7 protein-coding genes and 1 pseudogene are annotated in these 9,716 nt (G+C 67.6%); 3 read left to right on the forward strand and 5 right to left on the reverse strand.

Features of this window, described 5'->3' with window-relative positions; genetic code table 11:
- Positions 1 to 1,134 (reverse strand): annotated as a pseudogene (locus IC50_RS03865) (glycogen/starch/alpha-glucan phosphorylase); the annotation flags it as partial.
- Between the two features lie 203 nt (positions 1,135 to 1,337).
- On the opposite strand from IC50_RS03865, the gene IC50_RS41920 reads away from it, so the two are divergent.
- Positions 1,338 to 1,583, forward strand: a complete 246-nt coding sequence (locus IC50_RS41920; protein WP_035700642.1) for a hypothetical protein — start codon at positions 1,338 to 1,340, stop codon at positions 1,581 to 1,583.
- A 23-nt stretch (positions 1,584 to 1,606) separates the two neighbouring features.
- Here the strand turns inward: IC50_RS41920 and IC50_RS03875 are convergent, their stop codons facing one another.
- Entirely contained in the window at positions 1,607 to 2,470 is an 864-nt protein-coding gene (locus IC50_RS03875; RefSeq protein ID WP_035700659.1) for a LysR family transcriptional regulator, read from the reverse strand.
- Between the two features lie 108 nt (positions 2,471 to 2,578).
- On the opposite strand from IC50_RS03875, the gene IC50_RS03880 reads away from it, so the two are divergent.
- Both IC50_RS03880 and IC50_RS03885 read left to right on the forward strand, forming a co-directional pair.
- Entirely contained in the window at positions 2,579 to 3,490 is a 912-nt protein-coding gene (locus IC50_RS03880; protein ID WP_035700645.1) for a DMT family transporter, read from the forward strand.
- Between the two features lie 12 nt (positions 3,491 to 3,502).
- Positions 3,503 to 4,276, forward strand: a complete 774-nt coding sequence (locus IC50_RS03885) for an MBL fold metallo-hydrolase (protein WP_035700648.1) — start codon at positions 3,503 to 3,505, stop codon at positions 4,274 to 4,276.
- A gap of 134 nt (positions 4,277 to 4,410) precedes the next feature.
- On the opposite strand, the gene IC50_RS03890 is transcribed toward IC50_RS03885, so the two are convergent.
- The 3 genes from IC50_RS03890 to IC50_RS03900 all read right to left on the reverse strand — a co-directional run.
- A complete protein-coding gene (locus IC50_RS03890) occupies positions 4,411 to 5,181 on the reverse strand; it encodes a TIGR02186 family protein (RefSeq protein ID WP_035700650.1) in 771 nt (256 codons plus the stop codon).
- Complete coding sequence (locus tag IC50_RS03895) at positions 5,178 to 6,095, reverse strand: sulfite exporter TauE/SafE family protein (RefSeq protein WP_035700653.1); 918 nt, start codon at positions 6,093 to 6,095, stop codon at positions 5,178 to 5,180. Before IC50_RS03895 ends, IC50_RS03890 begins: the two co-directional genes overlap by 4 nt.
- A gap of 312 nt (positions 6,096 to 6,407) precedes the next feature.
- The coding region (locus IC50_RS03900; protein WP_050990874.1) for a tetratricopeptide repeat protein at positions 6,408 to 9,716 on the reverse strand (3,309 nt) is incomplete at its 5' end.

Here is a 9,716-nt window from a genome sequence, read left to right on the forward strand (position 1 = left end):
CAGCGCCTCGGGCAGCAGCGTGTGGTTGGTGTAGGAGAGCGTGGCGACCGTGATCTTCCAGGCCTCGTCCCAGCGGAAATTGTGCAAATCGACGAGGATCCGCATCAGCTCGGTGACGGCAAGGCTCGGATGGGTGTCGTTGAGCTGCACCGCGACCTTGGACGACAGGCTGCGCAGCTGGCCGTCGGAGGCGAGGTGCCGCTTGACCAGATCCTGCAGCGAAGCGGAGACGAAGAAATATTCCTGGCGCAGCCGCAGCTCGCGGCCCGCCGGGCTCTCGTCGTTCGGATAGAGGAATTTGCAGATCGCCTCCGCGCGCGACTGCTCGGCGCTGGCGCTGACATAGTCGCCCTTGTTGAAGGCATCTAACTTCAGCGGATCGGGCGAGCGCGCCGACCACAGGCGGAGCGCGTTGACGTGATGGCCGCGCCAGCCGACGATCGGCGTATCATAGGCGATCGCCTGCACCGTCTCGCCGGCATGCCAGATTGCGCGATCGCGGCCCTTGTCGTCGACATGCTCGACGCCGCCGCCGAAATTGACATCGTAGATCACCTCCGGCCGCTGCAATTCCCAGGGGTTGCCGAAGCTCAGCCATTCGTCGGGATATTCCTGCTGCCAGCCCTGGTTGATGATCTGGCGGAACAGGCCGTAATCGTAACGGATGGCCTAGCCGATCGCGGGGATCGACAGCGTCGCCATGCTCTCCATGAAGCAGGCGGCGAGGCGGCCAAGGCCGCCATTGCCGAGCGCAGCGTCCGGCTCGCATTTGCGCAGCTCCGGCAGCGACACGCCGAGATCGCCGAGCGCGACCTCGAAGATCTTCAGCAGCCCCATGTTGTTGAGTGCGTCGGAGAACAGGCGACCGATCAGGAATTCGAGCGAGAGATAATAGACCCGCTTGCGCCCCGCATCGTAGCTATGCTTCTCGGCCGTGAGCCAGCGATGCACGATGCGGTCGCGCAGCGCGAGCGCCGCGGCCTGATACCAGTCGTGCCTGGTCGCCATGCCCGCGTCCTTGCCGATGGCAAGGCGCAGCTTCGCCAGGATCGCGCCCTTGATCTCAGCCAGCGCGAGTTCGTCGATGGGTTGCCCCGGGGCGGGAGAACTGGGCTGGAACGATGAATCCTGCAAAGCCGTCACTTCCTGGTCGTAAGAAACACTGCTCACTCTACGCGCCCTGCCTTCGCATCGGAACTGCCGCCCGTGCGGCCGAGCACTGCGATGGCGTAAATTTATGCAAGGAACGGGCCGAGTTGGGAACCCGGACAAGTGCGGAGAAACCGGGATTCGGTGCTAGATTACGAAAGATTCAGCCATCAGTGTGGAGGCGCCCCATGAGAATGCTGACGCGACTGCCGATCGAAATCGCCACTGCGACCCTGCTCGTCGTCTGCATCGGCGCATCCAGCGCGGCGTTTGCCGCCGGCAAACCCGGTCGCAGCGCCGATGGCCTCAGTTGTGGCTTTACGGTCCCGCAGAATGCGTCGCCCGCAGCCCGCTGCGCTGCAATCAAGCGCCAATGCGGCGGCAGGTTCTACGCAAATGCTTGCGGCGACAAACTGATGTCCGCAGCGAATTGAGAGGTGTCGGAGATCCAGCGCGCTCAAGCCGCCTTCGTCTGCACCGCATCGCAAAACTCCGCGAGACGATCCGCAAGCCGCAGCGTTGCCGGGCTCGCATCCGGCGAAGCCATCAGCGCGAGCTCGGTCTTGCTGATCGGTGCAAAGCCCTCCTTTGCCGTCAGCACGCGGTGGTCGGACTGGATCGACATCTCCGACAAAATGCTGAGGCCCATGCCGGCGGCGACCGCGGCCTGGATGCCGGCGAGGCTCGACGAGGAATAGGCCATGTGCCAGGCGCGGCCGATGCTTTCCAGCGCGTGGATGGCGCCGGCACGGTAGAGGCAGCCGGTCGGGAAACCGATCAGCGGCACGGATGCGGCGTCGACATCCACCGGATGGCTCTTGCTGGTGACCCAATGCACCCGCTCGGGCCACACCGCGATGGCGCCTTTCTCGCCGGCGGCGCGCTTGAACAGCGCAAGGTCGAGTTCGCCGCGTTCGAGATCGCGGGCGAGATGCTTACTCTGGTCGGCGCGCACGTCGAGCCGCAGGCCCGGATGCGAGCGCGAGAACGCCCCCAACAATTTGGTCAGCCGATACGCCGCGAAATCCTCGGGAATGCCGAGCCGGATCGCGCCTTCGCTACCAGGTTGGCGCAGCACGTCGCGCGCCTCCTCGGCGAGCGAGAGCAGCCGCCGCGCATAGGAGAGCAGCCGCTCGCCGGCCTCGGTCGGGCGCACGTCCTTGCCGTCCCGGTGCAGCAGCACCTGGCCGACATCCTCCTCCAACCGCTTGATCTGCTGGCTCACGGTCGACTGCGTGCGGTGGACGCGCTCGCCGGCGCGAGTGAAGCCGCCGGCCTCCACGACCGAGACGAAGCTGCGCAGGAGCTCCAGATCGAGCATCGCCGCCTCCATTCGAAAATCCACTGATGCAAAGTTAATCATTTAATTTCCAAATGACAAGCGACGTCCCTAGATCGAGGCCAGAAGACAACATCCGAGAATGCCCTCATGTCGCTCGCCCCCTCGATTTCGGTCCCGAGCAGCCGCTTCAACACGTTGCCGCTCGTCATCGGCCTGTTCTGCCTGCTCTGGAGTTACGCCTTCGTCGCCGGCAAGATCGGCGTCACCCATTGCCCGCCGCTGATCCTGCTCGCCGCGCGCTTCTCGCTCGCGGGCATTTTGATCCTGGGTGCGACGCTGATCCGCGGCGAGGGCTGGTCCTTGTCCTGGCGCGATGCCGCCATCTTCGCGGTGCTCGGCATCGCCAACAACGCGCTCTATCTCGGCCTCGGCTATACCGGGCTGCAATCGGTCTCCGCCGGTCTCGGCGGCCTGATTGTCTCGGCCAATCCGGTATTCACCGCCGCGTTGGCGGCCCTGCTGCTCGGCGAGGGCATGACCTGGCGCAAGGCAGGCGGACTTCTTCTCGGAATCATCGGCGTCACCCTGATCGTCTGGCATCGCCTCTCGGTCGGCACTGACAGCCTGCACGGCATCGTCTTCACGCTGGCCTCGCTCGCCTCCATCGTGGCCGGCACCATCCTGTTCAAGCTGCTGGCGCCGAAGGGGTCCTTGTGGATCGGCAACGGCGTGCAGAACCTGGCTGCCGGCATCGTGCTGACGCCGGTCGCGTTCGCCTTCGCCGATATCCACGCGATCGACCTCATGCCGAGCCTGATCGGCGCCTTCGCGTTTCTCGTGCTGGGCGGCTCGATCCTCGCCTATTGGCTCTGGTTTCATCTCCTGAAAGTGTGTGGCGCTACCGCCGCCAGCGCCTATCACTTCCTGATGCCGCCGCTCGGCATGCTGTTCGCGTTCCTCGTGCTCGGCGAGCACGTCGAGGCCCGCGATCTGCTCGGGATCATTCCGGTGGCGCTCGGCATTTATCTGGTGACGCGCCCCGCGAAGCCCGTCTCGTAACAGGAGTTCATCATGCCCGTTTCCATCACCCTGATCGGGGGACCCACCGCGCTGATCGAGATCGACGGCTTCCGCCTGCTCACCGACCCGACGTTCGACGCGCCCGGCGCCTATCAACTGCCGCACGTGAAGCTGGAGAAGACGATCGGACCTGCCATGAGGCCCGACGCGATCGGACCGGTCGACGCGGTGCTGCTCAGCCACGACCAGCACTCCGACAATCTCGACAATTCCGGCCGCGACTATCTCTTCAAGGTCAAGCGCGTGCTGACGACGGAGGCGGGCGCAAAGCGCCTCGGCGGTCATGTCGAGGGCCTCGCGCCCTGGAGCGTCGCGCATCTCAGGGACGACGACGGCAACACGCTGACCATCACCGCGACCCCCGCGCGCCACGGCCCGGCCGGCATCGAGCCGCTGTCGGGTGATGTCATCGGCTTCGTGGTGTCGTCGAGCCGGGAGGATACCAGCGCGGTCTATATCAGCGGCGACACCACCTGGTTCGACGGCGTCGCCGAGGTCGCGCGCCGCTTCAAGTGCGGCGTGGTGCTGCCCTTCGCGGGCGCGGCGCAGACGCGCGGGCCGTTCCATCTCACCATGGACACCAACGACGCCATCGAGACCGCGCGTGCCTTTCCCGACGCGATGATCGTGCCGCTGCATACCGAAGGCTGGGCGCATTTCCGCCAGAACGGCGAGGATCTGCGCAAGACCTTCGACGTACTCGGCTTCGGGACGCGGTTGCGCCTGCTGGAGCCGGGCGTGCCGACGGTGGTCGAGGCGCCGTAACGTTGTGTAACTCGCTCTCTTCTCCTCGTCATGGCCGGGCTTGACCGGCCATCCCCGTCTTTGTCGCCGCGCCCAAGAACGTGGATGCCCGGGACAAGCCCGGGCATGACGGTGGGGAGGCAGGACGCGCCCCCTCAATCCTTCCGGAACACGATCGACGCCATCCATCCCGTCATCAGCGCCATCGCCGCCGTGGCGAGGCCGTAGATCAGCCCGTTCTGCCGCGCCGTGGTCGCAACGAACTGCTCGAAGCCGACCTTGACGATCTCGAATGCGGTTTCGGTCTTGCCGATGAATGCACCGGTCGCGAACAGCTTGATCTCGACCTCATAGGTCCCGATCGGCACCTCCGCCGGCAGTGGAATGCCGGTGCGGAACAGCGTCGGCGTCAGGAACGTCACCGCGCTCGGATCCTCGCGATAGAGGCCGCGCTCGGTGCGCAGGCGAATGAAGGCCGAGCGGAACGCGTCGTTCGGCACCACGTCGGCGTAATCGCCGCCGACCCGCTGCGTCAGCAGCACGTTGTTGAGCCCGATCTGCTGCCGCCGTGCGATCTCGGGCGAGGTGATCGCATCGAAGGGGCGGTTGGCGAACAGCGCGAGATAGCTCGGCACGTGCAGGAACTGCCGGTAGTCGGTGTTGATCCAGATGCCGAAGGTGCGCTCCTTGCGCCGTGTCACCATGTCGGCGCGCGGGCCCCTCACGGTGACGACGAGATCGTAAGCCGTGCGGTCGGCCGGCGTCGTGGCGTCCCTCTCGACCGAGCCGAACAGCACCAGCTCCTCGCCGGAATAATTCGGTGTCACCGTGACGCGGTGGTTGGAGACCGACACGATCAGCCGCTCGCCCCGCGCAGCGCCGCCGAGCAGCAGGACGAGAACGATTGCGAGGAGCGTGCGCGTCATCCGCTCACTCCGAGCTCGCGGATGGTGAAGAGATCCGAGGGTTGGATCACCAGCTCGATTGCGAAGCGGACGCCGACCGAGAGGATCAAGAGGCCGAGCAGCAACCGCAGCTGCTCGCCGCGGATCTTCTGGCCGGCGCGGGCGCCGAACTGGGCGCCGGTGACGCCCCCGACCATCAGGATCAGCGCCAGCACGGCGTCGACGAGGTGGTTGGTCACGGCGTGCAGCATGGTCGCGAACAGCATCGTGACGAGCGTCAGCACCATCGAGGTCCCGATCACCGTCGAGGTCGGCACCCGCAGCAGATAGATCATGATCGGCACCAGGATGAAGCCGCCGCCGATGCCCATGATGGCGCCGATGAAGCCGATCACGATGCCGACGACCACGACCGGAATCACCGAGAGATAGATCTTCGAGCGCTTGAACCGCATCTTCAGCGGCAAGCCGTGGATCCAGTTGTGCGTGCGCCGTGGCGGCAGCGCGCCGCGCCGGGTCCGCATCAACGCGCGCAGGGCTTCCGAGAACATCAGGCTGCCGACGGTGGTGAGCAGCACGACGTAGGAGAGCGCGATCATCAGGTCGAGCTGGCCGAGCGCCCGCAGCTGCGTGAAGGTCCAGACGCCGAGCGTCGTGCCCGCCACGCCGCCGCAGAGCAGGACGCTTGCCAGCGCCGGATCGATCGCGCGCCGTCGCCAGTAGGAGAGGGCGCCGGAAAAGGACGAGGCCGCGATATGGCTCGCGACGGAGGCGACCGCGACCGCCGGCGTGATGCCGATGAAGATCAGAAGCGGCGTCATCAGGAAGCCGCCGCCGATCCCGAACATGCCGGACACGAAGCCCACCGCGGCGCCCATCGCCAGCACCAGGAAGACGTTGACCGGAAGATCGGCGATCGGAAGATAGAGCTGCATTGAACCACGCACCGGCGAGATGGATCGACGAACGCGGAATGCTCGCGGAAAGGACGGAACGATTGCCGCGCCCCTCAATAGCGGAATTCGCTGGCGGGCGGGACCGGGAACTTCGCGCGTGGTGAATGCGTCAAGTGAGATCAGTCGGCTGTTCACCGCGCGCCGCGGCTCCCGCCACCTTCTCCGCTGTCATGCCCCGGCTTGACCGGGGCATCCAGTACGCCGCGCCCGTTGTTGTGACAGCGAGCTCCTCAACGCCGGCCTCTGGAATACTGGGTCGCCCGGTCAAGCCGGGCGACGACAAGAAGCCGCTTAATGCGCCGCGGAAGCCGAGCGCTTGGTTGCGGCTTGCTTCGGCGCCGGCTTTGCGCTCGCCTGCGGCGCGCTGTCCCAGCCGCCGTTCGGGGTCGCAACGTTGACGGCGTCGTCGGGCTGTGGCTCGGCGCTGAAGGTCTGGATCGCGAGCTTGGCGGCGGCGAGCGATTGCGGGTCGAGGCGCTTGGCGACGTCGTCGCGCTTGCCGGCCGCGTCGGCGTCGCCCTGCGCGGCCGCCAGGCTGAACCATTTGTAGGATTCGGCGAGGTTCTGCTCGACGCCGATGCCGCGGGCATAGAGGATGCCGAGGTTGAACTGGCTGTCGGCGACGCCGCGATCGGCCGCCTTGCGGAACCACTGCGCCGCGCTCTTGTAGTTGGCGCCGCGGCCGCCGCCGTCGGCATCGAGCACCGCGAGATTGTGCATCGCCTTGGCGTTGCCGCGCTCGGCGGCCTGCGTGTAGTAGCGGCGGGCGATGTCGGCGTCCTTCTTCACGCCAAGGCCCTTTTCGTAGAGCGTGCCGAGGCGGAAGGTCGCGGGCACCACGCCGGCCTGCGCCGCGCGGTCGTACCATTTCGCGGCTTCGTCGTAATTCGTGGCGACGCCCTTTCCTTCCGCAAAGCGCACGCCGATCTCATAGGCCGCGGTCGCATCGCCCTTCATCGCGGCGGTGCGCAGGCTAGGGCCGCCGATACCGTCAGGCAGTCGCTCGCTCGGCGGCACCTGGACGAGGCCGAGCCTGGCGCGGCTCGTGCCCGACAGCGCGCCGGTGACGTCGCTGGAGGCCGGCGGCGGCACCGCCGCCGCCGGAGCGGGGGGGATTTCAACCGAGGCCGAGCTGCCCGGATTGGCGGCAGGTGCTGGCGGGGCGTTGTTCTGGGATTGCCGTCCGATCGGCGTCGGCGAGGTCATCGACGGCGTGATCTGTTCCGGCGCGGCTGGCCTGGTCTCGACCGGCGATGGCGCGGCCTGCGGTGCCGGTTCGCTCGGATTGTCCTGCATCGCCTGCGGCGTCGGTGACGGGCCGCCGCCTTCGAGCAGGTTCATCGCCATCTTGAAGGTGCCGAGCACGATCACGACCACGCTCGCGCCGACCAGCAGCGAGCGGATCTTCGAGGTGATGGTCGAGGCACCTTCCTGGCCCTTGTCCTTGGCGCGGGCAATCGCGGCCTTGGCGCCACGGGCCGGCTTCTCGGGCGGCTGCGCGGCGGCAGCTTGTGCCGCGCGGCGCGCGGCCGCGATGAAGCTCGACGACGACACCGGCTCTTTCGGTGCGGCGGGGATTTCGCTGATCGCGCTTTCGGAGGCGGCGATGCGCTCGGACGGCGTGGCAACGCGCCCGCCCGGCCGCGTGCCCGGTTCGAGCGGATGATCCGGCGGCAATTCCGGCGCGAGCGCGGCCCGCCCGGGGGCAGTGTGCGGCTCCAGGATTTCGCTGATCGCACGCGGCGGCAAGGGTGGTGCGACTTGCGGTGCCGCCGGCGGCGGGACGGCGGGCGCGGCGGCGTGGAATTCGCGCGGCGCGGCGACGAAGGCGGAGTGCGGCGGCTGCTGCATGGCAGCCGGGTTCGGCAGCTCCGGCTTCGGATCGTATTTCGGCGGCTGTGCTTGCGGTCGCGGCTCACGCGCCACCGGCGCGGGCTCCATCGGCGCGGCCATCGGCATCGGTATCGGCTGCGGTGCAGGGGCCGGCGGCGCGGTGCGCACTGCGCGCAGATCGCCCTCGATCATGGAGAGGCGATCGACGACGTGGCCGAGCGCACTGTGCACGGCGTCGAGCGAGTCCTGGGTGCTGCGGTTGGTCTCGGCCTGGCTGAAGCGGATGTCGGAGAGCTCGCGCTTGACGAGATCGACCACGCCCGAATCGACCGGCGGCGCCGAGCTGCGGCTTTCTGCGAGGGCCGCATAGGTCGCCTGCTGCCGCTCCAGGTGGCGGAGGATGTCGTGCAGCCCGTCCTCGACGCGGCTCAAATTGCCGTTGCGCGGATCGGAGGCGGCTTCGATCCGTTCCAGCAGATAGGAGACGCGCTGCTCGAGATGCGCGAAGGTGGATGTGGAATCGTTGCCGACCTGCATGCGGTCGAAACGGTCCGACAGCGCGCGGATCGCGGCTTCCAGATGCTCGGTGCTCTCGGATGGCTGGGGCCGCTCGCGGGTTTCGAGCGCGGCGGTGAGCGCGGCGATGCGCTGCTCCAGCACCGCAAAACCGTCGCCGTGGCCGGACGCGCGGGTGATCTGGTCGACCTTGGACGACAGCAGCTGCACGTCATCGGAAAGCCGTGCCAGCGCCTCGTTGGACGCGACGTTCGAGACGATGCCGCGCAGCGCCGAGATCGCGCCTTCGAGCTGCTGCACTGTCGAGGGATCGTCATTGGCGCGCAGGATCAGATCGAGCTTGGCACCGAGATTGCGGATCGCCTCGTCGTAGCCGGTGAGCTGCTCGGCCGGCGTCAGCGTGCGCAGCACCTGCTTGATGTCGGACAGCGCATGCTCGATGCCGGACAGGACCTGACCGTCGGTGCCGTTGGACCGGGTCTCGTCGATGCGACGGTGCAGCGAGCGGATCTCGTTCTCGATCGATTCGATCGCGCGCCGCGGCATCGCCTCGGTGATGGCCGCACGGATTTCCGCAAGCTCGCTGCGGAAGGCGGCGATCGCCTGCTCGGTATTGTCGGGACGCTGCAGCGACTCGATCTGGCTCGTGATCCTGAGCAGATGGCGTTCGAGCGACGAGAAGTCCGGCCCCGGCTGCGGTGGCGGCGGCGTGTAGGCAGGCGCGGGCGGCGCCATCGGGGGTGCCGAAGGAGCGGCCCAGGGAGCTGCATTGGGCGCGATCGACGGTGCGGCACGCGGCGGCATCTGCCTGGGCGTAAAGCCGTCGAGTTCGCTCTGGCGCGCGGTGATCTCGGCGACCGCGACGTCGAACGATGCCGGGCTCAGGGGTGGTGAGCTGCGATAGACCTGCGCGGCCGCGCGCTCGACGGCATCGGCCTGGCGCTGGCGCGTGTCGGCCGGGGCAGGGCGGGGGGCCTGCGGCTGCTGCGGTTGCCGCTGCGGACGGGAGATTTGCGACAGGCGCGCATCGAGCCGCGAGATCGCGTCATTGAGCTGGCGCGCGACGCCCTGCTCGCGCGAGACGTCCTGACGCGGAGCGGGCTTTGAAATCCGTTCGATCTGCTGGGTGATCGCGTCGAGCCGCTGGTGGATGTCGGCGACTTCGCGGCTCTCCTGGCTTGGTCCCTGGCTCGGCACGTGTTGCGGACGCTGGTCGTAGGGTCCGCGAAAGTTCGGCGGGGCAGTCTCGCC

The sequence above is a fragment of the Bradyrhizobium genomosp. I (2014) genome, from assembly GCF_000261685.1.
GTDB lineage: Bacteria > Pseudomonadota > Alphaproteobacteria > Rhizobiales > Xanthobacteraceae > Bradyrhizobium.

What these genes read in the sequence shown, in the direction of transcription:
- IC50_RS41920 (WP_035700642.1), top strand. Translation starts at nt 1,338, where the DNA reads ATGAGAATGCTGACGCGACTGCCGATCGAAATCGCCACTGCGACCCTG.
- IC50_RS03875 (WP_035700659.1), bottom strand. Translation starts at nt 2,470, where the DNA reads ATGCTCGATCTGGAGCTCCTGCGCAGCTTCGTCTCGGTCGTGGAGGCC.
- IC50_RS03880 (WP_035700645.1), top strand. Translation starts at nt 2,579, where the DNA reads ATGTCGCTCGCCCCCTCGATTTCGGTCCCGAGCAGCCGCTTCAACACG.
- IC50_RS03885 (WP_035700648.1), top strand. Translation starts at nt 3,503, where the DNA reads ATGCCCGTTTCCATCACCCTGATCGGGGGACCCACCGCGCTGATCGAG.
- IC50_RS03890 (WP_035700650.1), bottom strand. Translation starts at nt 5,181, where the DNA reads ATGACGCGCACGCTCCTCGCAATCGTTCTCGTCCTGCTGCTCGGCGGC.
- IC50_RS03895 (WP_035700653.1), bottom strand. Translation starts at nt 6,095, where the DNA reads ATGCAGCTCTATCTTCCGATCGCCGATCTTCCGGTCAACGTCTTCCTG.